Genomic DNA, 18,834 nt, shown 5'->3' on the forward strand with positions numbered 1-18,834 from the left:
AGGCACCCTTTTTTTCGTCGATTGCCACAATTTTTCAACTCACGAAAAAAAGGCCGGTCGCAGGAACTAAACAATAAAAACAAAACAGGGAATCCACATGCAGAAAGCATCAAGCTGGCTACTCGCAGGTGTGCTCGGCACCTCGGCGGCGACCTCTCAGGCCGCGACTCTGGAAGAACGCATGGCCGCGTTTGAAGCCCGTGCCAGCGCAGCGGAAAAACGCGCAGCCGCAGCTGAACAGCAAACCCAGGCACTTGCCAGAGAATTGCAGCACATCAAACTTGCTACTCCCGCCTTGCAGCCGGCTGCGTCTACTGCAGCAGCCATTGCGGCGCCCACTTTGGACACTCGACTGGCAAAACTCGAAGCCCGTCAGCAAAGCATGGAAAAGCAGGGCAGCAGCGGACACCTCACTGACGGCTTCAGCTTCAAGGGCTATGCGCGTTCCGGATTGCTTATGAATGATGGGCTGGGTGGTGGTCGTGGCGGTCCTTACACAACTCCTGCCGGTTCAGTCGGGGGAGCAATCGGGCGACTCGGCAACGAAGACGACACCTACATGCGCATAGACCTCTCGAAAGAAATCTACGCGCAGAACGGCACCCGGTCCAAATTCACGGTGTCCATTGCCGACGGTGTGGAGAGTTCCAATGACTGGACGGCCGACGAGAGCAACCTGAACGTGCGACAGGTATTTACCGAGCTCGATCATCTCGCCGCCTTCAAGGGCAACTCAGTGTTTGAGAACGCCACCCTCTGGGCAGGCAAGCGATTCGACAGAGATAATTTCGACATCCACTGGCTGGACTCGGACGTCGTCTATCTGGCTGGCACCGGGGGGGGAATCTACGATGTGCAGATGAACAACAATTGGCGCTCGAATTACTCCTTGATCGGGCGTAACTACGGGGATTTCAGTGAAGGCGGTATCAACGCCGATGTGGAAAGCTACATCCTGACCTCTAACCAGTTCTTCGACAGTGGTCAGTGGCAGTGGATGTTCAACGCCATTGGCTCAAAGAAAAACGACATTGGCACACGCAGCAATGAAGCGGGTCTGACGCCTGCGGATTCCGGCTTGCACAGCATGCTGGCCAATCACCAGAAAAACTTTTTCGGCCGGGAAGGCTTCTTCAAAACAGCGCTGCTCTATGGGCAAGGTCTGGGGGCTGAGGTCAAGAACGTCGGCTCGGATGGTGAACTGATCGACGATGCCCGCGCTCTGCGTCTGGCGCTTTACGGCGAGACACCGATTGCACCCGGCTGGCGCATCGGCCCCAGTTTGCTGGCCGAACAAAGCAAGGACAGGTACGTCAAGGGGGACGACTACCGCTGGATGACCCTGAACCTGCGTTTGGCCAATGAAATCAACAGCAATTTCGAGATGGCCTACGAAATGAGCTGGCAAACCATGAACCTCGACCCCAAGGGCTATCTACAACGTAATGGGGTAGACGGTAACTTTTGGAAGTTCACTGTAGCCCCTACATTCAAGCCTGACGTTGGAGACCTGCTCACACGTCCCGAATTGCGAGTGTTCGCGAGCTTCATGAACTGGTCTTCGGATCTGGACAGATACAGTTCCACAGACACCTTCGGCAAGACGGACTTCAACGCCGGAGGCGTATGGCAATACGGGATACAAATGGAAACCTGGTTTTAGTATTTGAACGCGTCGGCCAACACGACTTCACTCATCGATCCCTGCTTTTCACCAAGCGTATTGAGTCATTGTTTGCCGATCAAGCTGATCAGCGTGCAGCTATCCCTACGACAAAAAATTGAGGAAATGACGATGGTATTGCCTCGCGCAGTAGTATTTGGCGAAGCCCTGACCGACCTTGTCCAAGGCGCTCCTGGACAGTGGAAGGGCTACCCCGGTGGTGCTCCTTGGAACGTTGCACGAGCGCTAAGTCGCTTGGGTGTCAGCAGCGCTTTTGCTGGGGCGGTGAGCATAGATGCAATGGGCGACGAGATAGTCTCGCAGTCGAAAGCAGCAGGGCTTGATATGAACTTTATCCAACGGGTAGATCGAGATCCTTTGGTCGCCATCGTTCCATCGAGCCGCCCTCCAAGCTATTTTTTTGCTGGAGATGCCGATCTTTTTTTTGATCCAGATCAGATGCCCGAAGGATGGATCAACCAAGTAGAGCTGTGTCATTTCAGCTGCATCAGTTTGGCTCGACAACCACTCGCTGACAGGCTGGTTAAAATTGCTCAGGAGGCCAAAGGAGCCGGTAAACGAATTAGCTATGATCCGAATTGGCGCAATTTAATGGATAGCCAATATCGGGAGCAAACCTTCCCTGCGATGACCACCCTTGCTGACATGATCAAGCTGTCCGACGAAGACCTTAGGCACATTTATCCAGGGCTGTCCGAACACCAGGCAATGGATGAGCTTCGCGCTCTTAATTCTCAGGCGCAGATCCTTTTTACCCGAGGGGAACACGGGATGATTCTCCACACCCCGGACAACCAACTCTATCAGCCGGCTATTGCCGTGAAAGTCCAAGACACGGTTGGAGCAGGAGACGCTTGTATGGCGGGTTGGCTGGGTGCGGAGTTGCTGGGGATCGCAGACTTGAGAGAACGCCTGCAATTTTCAGCAGCTTGCGCAGCCATATCGTGCCGCCATGCCGGAGCCCATGCTCCTGCGCTAGCTGATGTAGAAGGTTTACTGAAGCTGCCAATACGTACCTGACCGTGGTTGCCGACGCAGCAAGCTTGAAGCCAAGTTCAAGATACACAAACTGCGCCGGCTGCTCGACGAAGTTCGAGGGGACTGGCATGAGGTCTTGCATGGTGTTCGCTCGATTGTTCTATCAGTGGGACGAACTATCGCATTATAGCCATCTAATCAGCTATTGGTTTCGCCTGTAGGATGGTCTCCATCAGATCGCGAGAGCGGTCCTCTACCTGGAGATCCCATATGAAATTGCTGCATATCGATTCGAGCATTCTTGGTGACAACTCGGCTTCCCGTCAGCTGAGCAGCGAAGTCGTCAACGCCTGGCAAGCCGCCGAACCGGGTGCCGTGGTGACTTACCGCGACCTGGCTGCCGATGCCATCAGCCATTTCTCCGCCGCCACCCTGGTGGCCGCCGGCACCACCGCTGAACTGCGCGATGCCGCACAACAGCACGAAGCCGAGCTGAGTGCCCAGGCGCTGGCCGAATTCCTCGCTGCCGATGCCGTGGTGATTGCCGCCCCGATGTACAACTTCACCATCCCGACCCAACTCAAGGCCTGGATCGACCGCATTGCCGTTGCCGGTCAGACCTTCCGCTACACCGAAGCCGGCCCTGAAGGCCTGTGCGGCAATAAGAAGGTGGTGATTGTGTCGACTTCCGGCGGTCTGCATGTCGGCCAGGCCACGGGCGTCGCTCACGAAGAGTATTTGAAGGTGATGTTCGGCTTCTTCGGTATCACCGACATCGAGTTCGTCCGCGCCCATGGCCTGGCTTACGGTGATGAAGTGCGGACCAAAGCCATGAGCGACGCGCAAGCGCACATCAGTGAGCAGTTGTTCGTCGCCGCGTAATGTTTGCGTAAAGACATTAAACAGCTCAGGCAACACCCAAAAAACTCTGTATTCTGGTCACGCAAGTGCCAGATGCAGATTTTTTTGTTTCTGGTTGTTGCTAGTTCTGGCCCAGGTTTGCAGTCGAGAGTTACCGTCTGCGGTCAAGTAACAAGGTGGGGCATCCATGGTGCGTCTTTGTGCAAGCTTACTGATGTGTCTGCTCGGCAGCTTCAATTCAGCGCACGCCGCCCCTGCGCCGCCCACTCACTGGAGCGTCGGCTTCCATGAGATGAGCTTTCTCGACCCGCTGGATCTGCAGCCGATGCGCGCCATCGCCTTCTATCCTTCCAGCGACAAGGAACACACCAGCATACTTGAGGGCTATGCCGTCGAAGCCGGCGAAGACACCCGGGTCGCCATCGGCCGTTTCCCGTTGGTGATGCTGTCCCATGGCAACACCGGAACCCCGCTGGCCTTGCACGATCTCGCCACCTCGCTGGCGCGCAAAGGCTTTGTCGTGGTGGCGGTGATCCATCCCGGCGATAACTCCAGGGATCACAGCCGCCTGGGGACCTTGAGCAACCTTTACGGCCGGCCGATCCAGATTTCCCAAGCCATCACCGCAACCCTGGGCGACCGCATGCTCGCGCCCTTCGTCAACGCCAACCAGGTCGGCGTGATCGGTTATTCGGCGGGCGGGGAGACGGCGCTGATCCTGTCCGGTGCAACGCCCGACCTGGACCGTCTGCGCCGCTACTGCCGGGAGCGTCCGGATGACCGCGATGCCTGCAACACCCAAGGTGAATTGATCGTTGATCGGGATGATCTGCGCCCGGTGGCGGACCCACGGGTTCATGCCTTGCTGCTGATGGCACCGCTGAGCCTGAAGTTCGGCCGCCATACCCTGGCCGACGTGCACGTGCCGGTGCTGCTGTATAGCGGCGACGGCGACAAACTGGTGGCATTCGACAAGAACGCCGCAGCGCTGGCGCGCAAACTGCCGATCGCGCCGGACTTCAAGTTGCTGGCCGGGGCCGGGCATTTCGTGTTCATGGCGCCTTGCAATGAAGAGCAGATTGCCGCGATGCCGGCGTTGTGCACCGATGCCGATGGGGTTGATCGCAAAGACATCCACCGCACGATGATTTCCGAAGCGGGGCGGTTCTTCTCCCGTGCCTTGGGCAACTCGAATAGGGCGGGCATGCAAACCGCCGATCAATAAGGTTCACGTCGCCCCTGTAGGAGCGGGCTTGTCGGATCGCCGCACCGCAGCGAAGGCGTCCTTTGACTCACCGCCAGACTGAAGATCATTCGCTGGCAAGCCAGCTCCTACAGTAGGCGTGGGCTTTCAGGCCATTGCGCGGCGTTTCAGTAACAGGGTCAGACCCAGTCCGCTCACCGACAACAGCGCCGCGAAAAAGAAGATCCACGAATACCCCAGGTTCAACGCAATTGCGCCCATCAACGGCCCGGCAATCGCCAGCGCCAGATCGAAAAACACCGCATAGGCACTCAACCCCGCGCCGCGACTGGAACTGGGTACCTGCTTGATCGCCTCGACCCCCAGTGCCGGGTACACCAGCGACAAGCCGACGCCGGCCAGCCCTGAGCCGATCAATGCATAAACGGTCGAGGGTGCGAGCCACAGCAGCACCAGGCCCAGGGTTTCAATGCTCATGCAGGCGATGGCGCTGGTGAATCCGCCGAAGCGGCTGATGCTGGAAATGAACAACAGCCGCGCCAGAATGAAACAGATGCCGAACACCGTCAGGCAGTAAGCCGCACCGACCCAGCCGCGGCTGACGTAGTACAGGGTGATAAAAGTGGTCAGGGTTCCATAGCCGATGGAAGCCAGGCTCAGGCTTGCACCGAAGGGCGCAATGCGCCCGAACACCGCCCGGAACGGTAAACGCTCGCCGCGAATCACCGGCACCGAGGGTTTGTTGCGGATCAGCAGCAATCCCGCCAGCGCCAGCAGCGACAGGGCGATGCCCAGGCTGGCGAACCCCAGCTCGCCGACCATCACCACCCCCAGCGGCGCACCGATGGCGATGGCACCGTAGGACGCAATGCCGTTCCAGGAAATCGAGCGTGCGGTGTGCTCAGCGCCGACCTGGCCCATGCACCAGCTGATGGTGCCGACCCCGATCAGACCCTGGGCGATCCCCAGCAACAAACGGCCGGCAATCAGGATCAGCAGGCTCGTCAGCGGGAAACTTTGCAGCAGCGTGGAAATCAATGTCAGCACGCCGCTCAGCACGATCCCCGATAGCCCGTAGACAATCGCTTTCTTGGTGCCGATGCTGTCTGACATGCGCCCGGCCATGGGTCGACTGAGCAGGGTAGCGAGGTACTGACAGCCAATGGTCAATCCCGCCACGACGGCGCTGAAGCCCAGCTGTTCGTGGACATAACCCGGCAACACGGCGATCGGCAGGCCGATGCACAGGAAGGCAATGAAGGTATAGAAGACGATGGAGACGATCTGCAGAGTGATCGCCATGGAGCTTTGCCGAGGCAACTGCTGCACAGACATGAGGGCTCGTTCGCGGGCGGCGGTGGGAGAATTGCATCATGGCGCGGGTGGGGGATAAAAGGAAGCAGGCTAACTATATGGGTCTTCGAATTATGCGGTGTTATTGAGGGCCTCTTCGCGAGCAGGTTCGCTCCCACATTTGATCGCGGTCCACTGTGGGAGCGAGCCTGCTCGCGAAGGTCCTGGCACCAAAGCATCCCTTGGCCCTGAAATACAAAAAGCCCCGTCACAAGGACAGGGCTTTTCAGTTTCAACCGAAGCTTAGAACACCACACCTTGGCTACGCAGGTAATCGTCATAGGTCCCGCTGAAGTCGATCACGCCGCTGGCGCTCAACTCGATGATGCGGGTGGCCAGGGACGATACGAACTCACGGTCATGGCTGACGAAGATCAGCGTGCCCGGGTAGTTCTCCAGGGCCAGGTTCAGCGCCTCGATCGATTCCATGTCCAGGTGGTTGGTCGGTTCGTCCATGATCAGCACGTTCGGCTTTTGCAGGATCAGCTTGCCGAACAGCATGCGACCTTGCTCACCACCGGAGATCACCTTGACCGACTTGAGGATCTCGTCGTTGGAGAACAGCATGCGACCGAGGGTGCCGCGAACGATTTGCTCGCCGCCCTGAGTCCATTGGCCCATCCAGTCGAACAGGTTGCAGTCGTCTTCGAAGTCGTGGGCGTGGTCCTGGGCGTAGTAGCCCAGTTCCGCGGCGTCGGTCCACTTCACGGTACCGGCATCCGGGGTCAGTTCGTTGACCAGGGTGCGCAGCAGGGTGGTTTTACCGATACCGTTCGGGCCGATGATCGCCACGCGCTCACCAGCTTCAACCTGGAAGCTGAAGTCCTTGAACAGTGTCTTGCCGTCGAAGCCTTTGGCCATGCGCTCGACGATGACCGCCTGACGGTGCAGCTTCTTGGTTTGTTCGAAACGGATGAACGGGCTCACGCGGCTCGAAGGCTTGACCTCGGCCAGCTGGATCTTGTCGATCGCCTTGGCGCGGGAAGTGGCCTGCTTGGCTTTCGAGGCGTTGGCCGAGAAGCGGCTGACGAAGGACTGCAGCTCCGAGATCTGCGCTTTCTTCTTGGCGTTGTCCGACAGCAGCTGCTCGCGGGACTGGGTCGCCACGGTCATGTACTCGTCGTAGTTGCCCGGGAACAGGCGCAGCTCGCCGTAATCCAGGTCAGCCATGTGGGTGCACACGCTGTTCAGGAAGTGACGGTCGTGGGAGATGATGATCATCAGGCTGGAGCGCTGGGTCAGCACGTTTTCCAGCCAGCGGATGGTGTTGATGTCCAGGTGGTTGGTCGGTTCGTCGAGCAACAGCACTTCAGGATCGGAGAACAGCGCCTGGGCCAGCAATACCCGCAGTTTCCAGCCCGGAGACACTTCGCTCATCGGGCCGAAGTGCTGCTCGATGCCGATACCCAGGCCCAGCAACAATTCGCCAGCACGGGATTCGGCGGTGTAGCCGTCCATTTCGGCGAATTCGGTTTCCAGCTCGGCCACGGCCATGCCGTCTTCTTCGGTCATTTCCGGCAGCGAATAGATGCGGTCGCGCTCGGCCTTGACCTTCCACAGCTCCTCGTGGCCCATGATCACGGTATCGATCACGGTGAATTCTTCGTAGGCGAACTGGTCCTGGCGCAATTTACCCAGGCGCACGTTCGGCTCGAGCATGACCTGGCCACCCGACGGCTCAAGGTCGCCACCGAGGATTTTCATGAAAGTCGACTTGCCGCAACCGTTGGCGCCGATCAGGCCATAGCGGTTGCCCGCGCCGAATTTCACCGAAACGTTTTCGAATAGCGGCTTGGCGCCGAACTGCATCGTGATGTTAGCTGTAGAGATCAAAGGTTTTTCCTGCGAAGCATTCAGAGTAGCAAGGGTTGCGGCAGTACCGATTCAGTACCCGTTTCCGGTATCAGAACCACGGGACATTCATCCCGGTCAGAAGCGGAAGGTCCATCTGGCAATAAGTGGACAGCAGCATAAGGAGCGCTTGGCCCGAGTCGAAGTGCGCTGAGGCGGGCTTCATTCCCGTCATCAACCAAGGGGGGCGCATAATGTTTGGCGGCGATTGTACTGGTCTGGCACTTTAAACGATAGGGCGTTGAGGCCGTACGGCTGCTTTGACGGCGTCAGTGGACAGATATTCACCCTTGAATGCTAACAACTGGTTACAAAAGGTGGCTAAAATGCCATCTTTCTTCTTGAAGCCGACCATCGGCATGCGCTCAGGGATGCGCCACCGGGACCGCTGTTCCGATTCAGACGCTGCACAAGACCCTTGGCCAAGGCCTGCAGGGGAAGCAGCTGGTTCACTTCTGACGTGTGATTTCCGTGAAACTCATCATTGCTGTTATTTATGTTGTATCGATCACCTACGTTCATCTGCGCGGGCATGTGCGTCACAAACTGGGCCGCCAGTTGAGTGATCACTCGTCGTTCCTGGCCCCGATCAACTGCTTCCTTTACCTGTTTTCAAAGATTCCCAACCGGCCTTATCTCGACCCGGCTGATTTTCCTGACTTGAGTCCGTTGCAGACCCATTGGCAAGACATTCGCGCTGAAGGCCAGGCCCTGCTCAGGGCCGGTGAGATCAAGCGCTCGAACCAGTATGACGATGTTGGCTTCAACTCGTTTTTCAAGACGGGCTGGAAACGCTTTTACCTGAAGTGGTACGGCGACAGCCACCCTTCCGCCATGAAACTGTGCCCGCGCACCACTGAACTGGTGCAGGGCATCGGCTCGATCAAGGCCGCGATGTTTGCCGAGCTGCCACCGGGATCCAGACTGGTCCGTCATCGCGATCCGTATGCCGGTTCCTATCGTTATCACTTGGGCCTGGACACGCCGAACGATGCCGGTTGCTACATCAACGTCGATGGCCAGAACTACCACTGGCGCGACGGTGAAGCGGTGATGTTCGACGAGACCTTCATTCATTACGCCGAAAACACCACCGGACAAAATCGCATCATTCTGTTCTGCGACATTGAGCGGCCGATGAAATATCGCTGGGCGGCGGCGTTCAATGGCTGGTTCAGCCGCAATGTGATGTCGGCAGCGGGGGCGCCGAACGCCGTGGGCGACAAGACCGGCGGGATCAACCGCCTGTTTGCCAGAATCTACAAGATTCGCCTGCGGGGCAAGGCGCTCAAGAAGCGCAACCGCAAGCTTTATTATCTGGAGAAGTGGGCGATTCTGGGTGGGTTGCTGGCGGTGTTTGTGCTGATCTGAGTCCAGCGACGGGGCGGCTGACGCCTTCGTCGGAACGCCGCCCGGAGCAAGCCCGCTCCCACAAGGTTGCGCGTTCGCCGCCACTTATCGAGCTGACACTAAACCCTGTGGGAGCGAGCCTGCTCGCGAAGAGGCCAGCACTTGCACCGCATCCTTCTCGAAGGCCTTCTTATCGGTCAGCCACTGGAACGCTTTGTAGCCTTCTTCGCCGGAGCCGGTTTATCGGCGGCTTTGGCTTTAGATGCCGGTTTGCCAGTCGTTTTCCCGGTACTCTTGCCACCCAGGCTACGCTTAAGCAACTCGGTCAAATCAATCACATCCGCAGTCTTGCGCTCTTCTTCGCCCGTCGCCGATTCGACGTCCTCAATCTTCCCTTCATGGGCCTTCTTCTCGACCAGCGCCATGATCTTGTCTTCGAAGCTGTCGCGATAATCCTCAGGGCTCCACTCGGCGCTCATGTCTTCAACCAGCCGTTTGGCCATGTCCAGCTCCCCCTTGGCCAGGGTAGGACTGGTGACTTCGCTGCCCAGTTCGAGCGTGTCCAGGCTGCGTACTTCAGCCGGCCAGCGCAGCATCACCAGCACCATCGCCGAGTCCAGCGGCATTAACGCAGCCAGGTGTTGGCGGGTGTGCAAGACCACGTGGGCGAGGGCAACCTTGTTGGTTTTGCTCAGGGTTTCGCGCAGCAGCGCATACACCTTGCCGCCGCGTTTATCCGGCGCGAGGTAATAGGGGGTGTCGATGTTTTGCAGGGGAATCTGTTCACTGTCGACAAAGGCGAAGATGTCGATGGTTTGTGTGGACAGCGGATGCGCCGACTTGATCTCCTCTTCACTGAGCACCACATAACGACCCTTTTCGTACTGCACACCCTTGACGATGTGCTCTTTGGTGACTTCCTTGCCGGTGACCTTGTTCACGCGCTTATAACCGACCGGCTCCATGCTGCGGCTGTCGAGCCAGTCGAAATCCACCCCCTGGGAAGACGTCGCCGAGACCAGCGCGACAGGGATATGCACCAGCCCGAAACTGATTGCGCCTTTCCAGATTGCCCGTGCCATCGTCGTCTTCTCCCAAGTGATGTTCAGGTGACCTGTGGCCTGGCGCAAAAGTTTCAGCCGCTTTGGGCCGCGTACCTTGGGCGGATCAGCGGTACGGTCAAAGGGTGTTACATCTTGTCGGGGAGGTTTTGATTAACAAATGCGAACCCCAGGCGTAGCGTGCTATCGAAGACTCTATCCACGCAGATGTCGAGAGGCTCCCGATGAACAGATTGATGCTTGGCCTCACCGCGCTGGCATTGAGTGGCGTGCTGAGCAGTCTGGCCCAGGCCGACCCGTCCCCGTCTTCATCATGGCTGCTGGCGCAGAGCCCGACGGGCAATTCAAGCAATCCTTATAACAGTCCGATTCGCCGAGCCAATCCCAACAGCATGCAGGGCACCCAGCCGAGCGCTCCGGTCATTCGAGGGCCGAACACCGTGCCCGTGCCGCGACCGCCGACCCTGGACAACGGCGGCATTGGTAACCGTTATCCCCAGGATCGACCGGCTGCGCCCAGCCGCCCGACATTCATCCCCAATCCACCTCACCGAGACTCGGGCACCAGCAACCGTTGAGCGGCAAGGCGCCAGTCCTGCCAGCCATTCTGACGACAAAAGGAATCGTGCATGTTGCGTAAAACCCTCCTGGCCACACTCTGCGCCAGCGCATTGATCACCACAGCCGCGTCTGTATTCGCTGCGCCCACCCAGGAATTGAAAAGCGAGCAAGGCACCCTGGAGGTCACCACGATCGTCCAGGGCCTGGAGCATCCCTGGGCGCTGGCCTTTCTGCCCGATCGCCAGGGGATGCTGGTCACCGAACGCCCCGGCAACCTGCGGGTGGTCAGTGCCGACGGTAAACTTTCGGCGCCGCTCGACGGTGTGCCGAAGGTCTGGGCCAAAGGCCAGGGCGGCTTGCTGGATGTGGTGCTGTCGCCCGACTTCAAGCAAGACCGCACGGTGTACCTGTCTTATGCCGAAGGTGGCGGCAAGGGCGACAAGGCCGGGACGGCGGTCGGCCGTGGACGTTTGTCCGAAGACCTGAAGACCCTCAGGGATTTCAAGGTCATTTTCCGCCAGGAGCCCAAGCTTTCGGTCGGCAACCACTTTGGCTCACGCCTGGTATTCGACCGCGACGGCTATCTGTTCATCACCCTCGGCGAGAACAATGACCGGCCGACCGCCCAGGACCTCGACAAGCTGCAGGGCAAGGTCGTACGCATCTACCCCGACGGCAAAGTGCCGGACGACAACCCCTTTGTCGGTCAGTCTGGCGTGCGCCCTGAAATCTGGTCCTATGGCCAGCGCAATCCACAAGGCGCGGCACTCAACCCCTGGACCGGCGTGCTTTGGGAAAACGAACACGGCCCCCGGGGCGGCGACGAGATCAACATTATCGAGCGTGGCAAGAACTACGGCTGGCCGATGGCAACCCACGGCATCAACTATTCCGGCCAGCCGATACCGGAAGCCAATGGCAAGACCGCCGAAGGCACCGTCGCCCCGCACCACGTCTGGGAAAAATCCCCCGGGCTGAGCGGCATGGCGTTCTACGACGCTGATCGCTTCAAACTCTGGCAGCACAACGTTTTTATTGGCGCGCTGGTCACTCAGGAACTGATCCGCCTGCAGTTCGACGGTGACAGGGTGGTCCATGAAGAACGGCTGATGGGGGAATTGAACCAGCGTATTCGCGATGTGCGGCAGGGGCCGGACGGCTATTTATATGTGTTGACCGATGAGGATGACGGGGTGCTGTACAAGGTCGGCTTGAAATAAAAGACGAGAATAATCAGCCCGACGGTAGTGATACAGGTCAATGAGCCCGTGATGCGTGCTTGTGTGTGGGTGGGGTCGGCGGATACTGAATCAGGGTTGTTACAATTTTTTTTGCAGAGACGACCCACCGAAGGAGGTTGCAAATTGCAGGGCTGCACCGGGCTTTTGTTGCACTTTGCATGAGAAGTTCCGCGGGCAGTGCACCTATGTCATTGATTAACCGATGAGCTGCACGGCGAAATTCGCGGCATGTTTTATGCTCTAGCTGATCTTGAGCTGACCGGCATTTAATTTGAGTCAGCGATCAACCAGAAAACCGTCAGATGAGGACTTGAAAAAGCCTGCAAGAAACTTGAGCGGGGATTCGGCACTGATCGACGTAGATTTTTGATTGGCAGTCTCATATTAAGGAGAGGGTCGCCATGTTTCTTTCTGCCTTGGAACTTCGAAACATCATTGAAAGCAGTTTCCTTCCGAAACGTTGTCAATGCACGCTGTCGCCGGATCTTTCGATGACCGTAAAAGTGTATTCCGATCGTGAAACCGATCACCTCGACCTGATGGTGACTGGAATCAATGCCAAACAACTGAATGGGTGCCGGGAAATCAATGACCTGATTGCGGAATTGCGCTCCGACATGCAAAACAAGGCCAGTGTGCACACGCTGCATCCAGACAAGAAAGCCCTCTAACCCAACGTTTCGAGTTCCTTCGACACGCGCTGGGTCTGGAGAAAAACCAGGCCTGGCGCCCATTCAACCATTACGACTAGTTAAAGGACCGGCACGGCCAGCGAGCTATTCGCCGAAGTTAAGTTTTAACTGGACAAAAACCGATCAAGCAATCGCTATTAGTGAAAATAGCGTGGCGGTGAAACTTCGACAACTTTCGAACCGTAACTTTATGGTCAATTGCTGCAGTGAGGGTCGGCGCCAGAGCAAGACGCCAGAACCCTCACAAACAGTGCGCGAGGTGTGGATCCGCCCGCGGGTCAGTTTTGCAGGCTGCAAGCGTCGGACAGTTTTCGGTAACTGATTTGTGCAGGTTTGCCTGACGTATCGATGTACTTCATTTGAGCCGTTATGACTTCGCATTCCAAAGTCGAGGGCTCAGTCAGGGCGATGACCTTGGCCACGTGCAACGGCATTCCATAATGATACAGAGGGGCCTGGGTGGACGATGTGTCGTTGGCCTGGGCAAGACCGGCAAAGGCGGTGCAGCCGAGGGCGGTTGTCAGCAGCAATGTGCGCGTGTTCATGAACGATCTCCGGTGCGGGCGAAAAGTCAGCTCGACATGGGCGTCGAACCTGCCGCACTGGGCGTCAGAGAGATCTGCGGGCGTGCGGTCCAGTAAAGTCTTGGACCGCGGCGTTAAGAGATGGTTAACCCGCCTGAATGCCACCTGTCGGCGATTACCTTCACCAACCTGTAGGTTCGCCTTACATCAGATATAGGGTTTTTACTCTTTAAAGCGTGGCGACGTGCTGTTGATAGCGTTCATAGGCCTGCTGGCAGGCCGCCACATTGTCTGCGATCGGCGGGGTTTCGCTGGCCGGATCGAGCTTCACGCAGCGCTCGCACAATTGCGCCAGGCTGTGTTCATGGCCGTTTGCCCATGACTTGCACCAGGCCGCCTGAATCGCCGCGCCGAGCGCCGCGGCTTCGCTTTGCTCGGTGCAGATCACTGGCGTATTCATGATGTCCGCGACCATCTGCCGCCACACCGGGCTTTTCGATCCGCCACCGATCAGGCAGATGCTGCGGCTTTGCAAGCCATTGCGGCGCAACAGGTCCAGTCCATAACGCAAACCGAAGGTCGTGCCCTCTACCACGGCGCGACACAGGTTGGCCTGGGTCAGGTTGGTCATGGTCAACCCCAGCAGGCGGCCAGTGGCATGGGGCAGGGCAGGCACCCGTTCACCATTGAAGAAGGGCAGCATGCACACGCCGTCGGCGCCGATCGGCGCTTGCGTGACCAGCTCGTTGAAGCGCTCGATATCGAGCTCGAACAACTCGCGAATCACCCCGGTGACATTGGTCAGGTTCATGGTGCAGATCAGCGGCAGCCAGCCTCCGCTGGATGAACAGAAGGTCGCGACCGATGCGTCCGGACTGACATTCGGCTGGTCGGCATAGGCGTAGACCGTGCCCGAGGAACCAAGGCTCATGGTGATGGCGCCCGGCTTGATGTTACCGGTGCCGATGGCGCCCATCATATTGTCGCCACCGCCGCTGGACACCAGCGCCCGCGGGTTGATGCCCAGGTGCTCGGCGATGCCCGGCAGCAGGGTGCCGACCGCTTGTTGGGCGTCGATCAGCTCTGGCAGTGCGGCTTGCAGGCGTCCGGTGGGATCGATGTCGCGCAATAGCTGCAAGTCCCACTGGCGGGTGCGGACATTGAAATAGCCAGTGCCCGAGGCATCGCCATATTCGCTGCAGCTGCGGCCGGTGAGCCAGTAGTTGAGGTAGTCGTGGGGCAGCAGGATGCGGGCGATCCGGCAAAACGTTTGCGGGTGCTGCTCTTTGGTCCAGAGCAGCTTGGATACGGTGTAGCCCGGTGCGATGACCACGCCGAGGCGTTCCAGTGAACCTGCTTCGCCGCCCAGATGTTTTAGCAGATAGTCGTTCTGCGGGGTGGATTCGGTGTCGCACCAGAGTTTGGCCGGGCGCAGTACCTGGCCCTGGTCGTCGAGCAGGACCAGGCCGTGTTGCTGGCCGGAAACGCCGATGCCGAGGATGTCCTGGCCGTCCACGTTGGCCGCGATCAACGCTTGGCGGGTGGCCGAAGTGAACGCTTGCAGCCATTGCGAAGTGTCCTGCTCGCGACGGCCATTGGCGCCGCTGATCAGGCTGTGCGCGGCGGCGCCTTGACCGAGGACTTCGCCGCTGCTCGCGTCGAGGACAATCGCCTTGGTGCCTTGGGTGCCGCAGTCGATGCCGAGGAAGAGTTGTTGGTTTGCCATAAAAGGCTCCTTGGTGTATCTGGTCGATCTCGGAGAAGCCATTCGCGAGCAGGCTCGCTCCCACAGGAGATTTCACAGAACACGGATTTTGTGTTCAACAACGATCCAATGTGGGAGCGAGCCTGCTCGCGAAGACGGTAGCAGATTCACCACTTTTTTTACGTCAGAACCCTCTCCAGGGTTCGCGTCACCCCCACCTCCCGCAAGCTGTTACAGCACCACTCGAACGCCGCCACAAACTCCGCCGAGTGCGGGATCTGCGCGCCGAAAATTTCCTCGACCGCCAACAACCGCTGGGTGATCAGCGCATCATCGGCCACCAGTGCCTGACAAAATGCCGCGCGCGGATCGGGAATCGAGTAGGTATCGCCATGCTCATCCACGCCCTTCAAATACAAGGCCCAGGCCGCCACCACCAAGGCCGCACGCTTGGTCTCGCGGCCACCGGCAATCAGCCCATTGATGGTCGGGACAGTGAATTTGGGAAACTTCGACGACCCGTCCGAGCACACGCGCTCCAGCTGATCGGCAATCGCCTGGTTGGAGAAGCGCTCCACCAGGGTGTTCTTGTACTCGGTCAGGTCGATTCCCGGCACTGGCGACAGCTGCGGGGTCACGTCCAGGTCCATGTAGGCACGCATGTAGCGCACGAATAACGGGTCGTTCATGGCCTCGTGGACGAAACGGTAACCCTTCAGGAACCCCAGATACGTCAGGGCCAGGTGACTGCCGTTGAGCAGCTTGATCTTCATTTCCTCGTAGGGCGTGACGTCGTCGGTGAACTGCACGCCGACCTGTTCCCAGGCCGGACGGCCGTTGACGAACTTGTCCTCCAGCACCCATTGCGTAAAGGGTTCGCAGACCACCGGCCAGGCATCGTCGACGCCATGTTTGTCCACCAGTTGCAGGCGATGTTCGGTGCTGGTCATGGGGGTGATGCGGTCGACCATGGCGTTGGGAAAACTGACGTTGCGCTCGATCCAGTCGCGCAGGTCGGCGTCGCGCAGGGCGGCGAAAGCCAGGAGCGCCTTGCGGGTGACCGCGCCGTTGTGCGGCAGGTTATCGCACGACATCAAGGTAAAGGCTGGCGTGCCGGCCGCACGGCGCTTGGCCAGCGCCGCGCAGAGGAAGCCGAACACGGTTTTCGGTGCCTCCGGATGGGCCAGGTCGTGCTGGATCGGCGGCAAGTGGGCCATGAATTCGCCGTTGCTGTCGTCGATGCAATAGCCGCCCTCGGTGATGGTCAGCGAGACGATGCGAATCTCGGGGCTCGCCAGTTTGTCGATCAGCGTCTGGGCACCGTCTTCGGCCAGCAGCATGTCGCGGATCGCTGCGATCACCCGCACTTCGGTGTCGTCGGTGTCGCCCAGCTCAAGCAGGGTGAACAGGTTATCCTGCGCCTTCAGATCATCCCGGGCGCGACGGTCTTCGGCGCGCAGGCCGATGCCGCAAATGGCCCAGTCCAAGTCCCTGCCGGTGTTCATCAAGGCGTCTGTGTAATACGCCTGATGAGCACGGTGAAAGCCGCCGACGCCGATGTGCGCGATGCCCTGGCGAGTGTCGCTCAGGGCGTAGGCAGGCAGGACCACCTCGGGGGCGAGGTGGTGCAGATTCTGTTTATTGAGTTTCATCACAGGCTCTCTGGAGTCAGGCGGCAACGCGCAGCGGACGGGTCAGCGCCACGCCGTCGGCATCGAATAAATGGCAGTGTGCGGCGTCCAGGTGCAGGCTCAGGGTTTCGCCGTAACGGCTGGCCAGGTCGCCGCGTACGCGCAGGGTCAGGGCTTCGCCGGAGGCGGTGATCACGTGGCAGAAGGTGTCGCTGCCCAGGCGCTCGCTGACGTCGGCGGTGACCTGCAACGTGCAGTCGCCGGGTTGCGCGAGGTTGAGGTGTTCCGGGCGGATGCCCAGGGTGACGGCGCCGCCCACGCTGAGGGTGGCGCCGCTCAATGGCAGGCTGATGCGGGTGCCGGCGTCGAGCAGCACTTCGCAGCTCTGGCGTTCGACGCGGGTGACTTTACCCTTGAGGAAACCCATCTTCGGCGTGCCGAGGAAGCCGGCGACAAACAGGTTGGCCGGCTGGTGATACAGGTCCAGCGGCGAGCCGACCTGTTCGACCTTGCCGCCATTGAGCACCACCACCTTGTCGGCCATGGTCATGGCTTCGACCTGGTCGTGGGTGACGTAGATCATGGTGGCTTGCAGTTCCTTGTGCAGGCGCAACAGTTCCAGGCGCATCTGCACCCGCAGGGCGGCGTCGAGGTTGGACAGCGGTTCGTCGAAGAGGAATATTTTCGGGTTGCGCACGATCGCCCGGCCGATGGCCACGCGCTGGCGCTGGCCGCCGGAGAGTTGCTTGGGTTTGCGCTCGAGCATCGGGCCGAGTTCGAGGATGCGCGCGGCGTCGTTGACCTTTTTCTCGACTTCGGCTTTGGCCACGCCAGCCAGGTCGAGGGCGAAGGACATGTTCTTGCGCACGCTCATGTGCGGGTACAGGGCGTAGGTCTGGAACACCATCGCCAGGTCGCGCTTGGCCGGGCTGACTTCGGTGATGTCGCGGCCGTCGAGTTCGATGCTGCCGCCGCTGACCTCTTCCAGGCCGGCGATCAGCCGCAGCAGGGTGGATTTGCCGCAGCCCGAGGGGCCGACGAAGACCACGAATTCCTTGTCCCGCACTTCCAGGTCGATGCCCTTGATGATGGAGAAGCCTTCGAAGCCTTTTTGCAGGTTCTTGATTTTCAGGTTGGCCATGATGGTGGGCCTCCGATTGTTGTTATTCAATTGAGCCCGGTGGGCTTTTTTGTAGGAGCGAGCTTGCTCGCGAAAAACCTCCAGGCGCCGCGTTTATCCAGGCAGCACGCGTCATCGTTCACGTCCATCGCGAGCAGGCTCGCTCCCACAGGGGGCGCTCTTCATTTCACCGCGCCAAACGACAGGCCGCGCACCAGTTGTTTCTGGCTGATCCAGCCGAAGATCAGGATTGGCGCGCAGGCCAGGGTCGAGACCGCCGACAACTTGGCCCAGAACAAGCCTTCGGGGCTGGAGTACGAGGCGATCAGCGCGGTCAGCGGCGCGGCCTGGGACGAGGTCAGGTTCAGCGACCAGAAGGCTTCGTTCCAGCACAGGATCAACGACAGCAGCACGGTGGACGCCAGGCCGCCCTTGGCGATCGGCAGCAGCACCCGGAGCATTTCCTGCCACAGGGTGGCGCCGTCCAGGCGCGCGGCTTCGAGGATGTCCTTGGGGATGTCCTTGAAGTAGGTGTAAATCATCCAGACCACGATCGGCAGGTTGATCAGGGTGTAGATCACGATCAGCGCGATGCGCGTGTCGAGCAGGCCGAAGCTCTTGGCCAGCAGGTAGATCGGCATCAGCACGCCCACCGGCGGCAGCATCTTGGTCGAGAGCATCCACAGCAGCGTGCCCTTGGTCCGTTGGGTTTCGTAGAACGCCATCGAGTAGGCCGCCGGCACCGCGATCAGCAGGCACAGGGCGGTGGCGCTGAAGGAGATCACCACCGAGTTCCAGGCGAAGCTTACGTAGTCGCTGCGCTCGTTGATGTGCAGGTAGTTCTCAAGCGTGGGCGTGAAGATGAACTGCGGCGGCGTGGCGAACGCGTCGATTTCGCTCTTGAAACTGGTCAGCACCATCCAGAAGATCGGGAAGAAGATCAGGATCGCGATGGCCCAGGCCAGGGTGCCCAGCAGCAGGCTTTGCAGACGACGGGATTGTTGAAGGGTCATGGCGC

At 59.3% G+C, this 18,834-nt stretch carries 16 protein-coding genes; 8 read left to right on the forward strand and 8 right to left on the reverse strand.

Annotated features, from left to right (window positions below; translation table 11 throughout):
* Positions 1–97: 97 nt before the first annotated feature.
* The 4 genes from ACA041_RS14020 (at position 98) to ACA041_RS14035 (ending at position 4,748) form a co-directional block, all read left to right on the forward strand.
* Positions 98–1,663 (forward strand): carbohydrate porin, encoded by a 1,566-nt coding sequence (locus ACA041_RS14020; protein ID WP_497441653.1) that lies wholly within the window; start codon positions 98–100, stop codon positions 1,661–1,663.
* 132 nt (positions 1,664–1,795) lie between these two features.
* Entirely contained in the window at positions 1,796–2,704 is a 909-nt protein-coding gene (locus tag ACA041_RS14025; protein WP_497442077.1) for a carbohydrate kinase family protein, read from the forward strand.
* Positions 2,705–2,932: 228 nt separating this feature from the next.
* A complete protein-coding gene (locus ACA041_RS14030; protein ID WP_497441654.1) occupies positions 2,933–3,544 on the forward strand; it encodes an FMN-dependent NADH-azoreductase in 612 nt (203 codons plus the stop codon).
* Positions 3,545–3,710: 166 nt separating this feature from the next.
* A complete protein-coding gene (locus ACA041_RS14035; protein ID WP_497441655.1) occupies positions 3,711–4,748 on the forward strand; it encodes an alpha/beta hydrolase family protein in 1,038 nt (345 codons plus the stop codon).
* Between the two features lie 126 nt (positions 4,749–4,874).
* Here ACA041_RS14035 and ACA041_RS14040 read toward each other — a convergent pair whose 3' ends face one another.
* Positions 4,875–6,062: an MFS transporter gene (locus tag ACA041_RS14040; protein WP_497441656.1), complete on the reverse strand. Its 1,188-nt coding sequence runs from the start codon at positions 6,060–6,062 to the stop codon at positions 4,875–4,877.
* Between the two features lie 261 nt (positions 6,063–6,323).
* Positions 6,324–7,913 (reverse strand): ABC-F family ATPase, encoded by a 1,590-nt coding sequence (locus ACA041_RS14045; RefSeq protein ID WP_497441657.1) that lies wholly within the window; start codon positions 7,911–7,913, stop codon positions 6,324–6,326.
* 489 nt (positions 7,914–8,402) lie between these two features.
* Here ACA041_RS14045 and lpxO point away from each other — a divergent pair, with 489 nt between their 5' ends.
* Positions 8,403–9,302 (forward strand): lipid A hydroxylase LpxO, encoded by a 900-nt coding sequence (lpxO, locus tag ACA041_RS14050; protein WP_497441658.1) that lies wholly within the window; start codon positions 8,403–8,405, stop codon positions 9,300–9,302.
* 176 nt (positions 9,303–9,478) lie between these two features.
* Here the strand turns inward: lpxO and ku are convergent, their stop codons facing one another.
* The gene (gene ku / locus ACA041_RS14055; RefSeq protein ID WP_497441659.1) at positions 9,479–10,363 is read right to left on the reverse strand and encodes a non-homologous end joining protein Ku; all 885 of its coding nucleotides are present in this window, start codon (positions 10,361–10,363) and stop codon (positions 9,479–9,481) included.
* 203 nt (positions 10,364–10,566) lie between these two features.
* On the opposite strand from ku, the gene ACA041_RS14060 reads away from it, so the two are divergent.
* The 3 genes from ACA041_RS14060 to ACA041_RS14070 all read left to right on the forward strand — a co-directional run bounded on the left by ACA041_RS14060 (position 10,567) and on the right by ACA041_RS14070 (position 12,815).
* Positions 10,567–10,920, forward strand: a complete 354-nt coding sequence (locus ACA041_RS14060) for a hypothetical protein (RefSeq protein ID WP_497441660.1) — start codon at positions 10,567–10,569, stop codon at positions 10,918–10,920.
* A gap of 51 nt (positions 10,921–10,971) precedes the next feature.
* Positions 10,972–12,123: a PQQ-dependent sugar dehydrogenase gene (locus ACA041_RS14065; RefSeq protein ID WP_497441661.1), complete on the forward strand. Its 1,152-nt coding sequence runs from the start codon at positions 10,972–10,974 to the stop codon at positions 12,121–12,123.
* A gap of 422 nt (positions 12,124–12,545) precedes the next feature.
* The gene (locus tag ACA041_RS14070) at positions 12,546–12,815 is read left to right on the forward strand and encodes a DUF1652 domain-containing protein (RefSeq protein WP_497441662.1); all 270 of its coding nucleotides are present in this window, start codon (positions 12,546–12,548) and stop codon (positions 12,813–12,815) included.
* 299 nt (positions 12,816–13,114) lie between these two features.
* Here the strand turns inward: ACA041_RS14070 and ACA041_RS14075 are convergent, their stop codons facing one another.
* From ACA041_RS14075 to ACA041_RS14095, 5 genes are all read right to left on the reverse strand, one after another.
* Complete coding sequence (locus ACA041_RS14075; RefSeq protein ID WP_497441663.1) at positions 13,115–13,381, reverse strand: DUF2790 domain-containing protein; 267 nt, start codon at positions 13,379–13,381, stop codon at positions 13,115–13,117.
* Between the two features lie 208 nt (positions 13,382–13,589).
* Entirely contained in the window at positions 13,590–15,086 is a 1,497-nt protein-coding gene (gene xylB, locus ACA041_RS14080) for a xylulokinase (protein WP_497441664.1), read from the reverse strand.
* Between the two features lie 158 nt (positions 15,087–15,244).
* The gene (locus ACA041_RS14085) at positions 15,245–16,717 is read right to left on the reverse strand and encodes a mannitol dehydrogenase family protein (protein ID WP_497441665.1); all 1,473 of its coding nucleotides are present in this window, start codon (positions 16,715–16,717) and stop codon (positions 15,245–15,247) included.
* A gap of 16 nt (positions 16,718–16,733) precedes the next feature.
* The gene (locus tag ACA041_RS14090; protein ID WP_497441666.1) at positions 16,734–17,837 is read right to left on the reverse strand and encodes an ABC transporter ATP-binding protein; all 1,104 of its coding nucleotides are present in this window, start codon (positions 17,835–17,837) and stop codon (positions 16,734–16,736) included.
* A gap of 161 nt (positions 17,838–17,998) precedes the next feature.
* The gene (locus ACA041_RS14095; RefSeq protein WP_497441192.1) at positions 17,999–18,829 is read right to left on the reverse strand and encodes a carbohydrate ABC transporter permease; all 831 of its coding nucleotides are present in this window, start codon (positions 18,827–18,829) and stop codon (positions 17,999–18,001) included.
* Between the last annotated feature and the right edge of the window lie 5 nt (positions 18,830–18,834).

The organism is Pseudomonas sp. LBUM1676 (genome assembly GCF_059695605.1).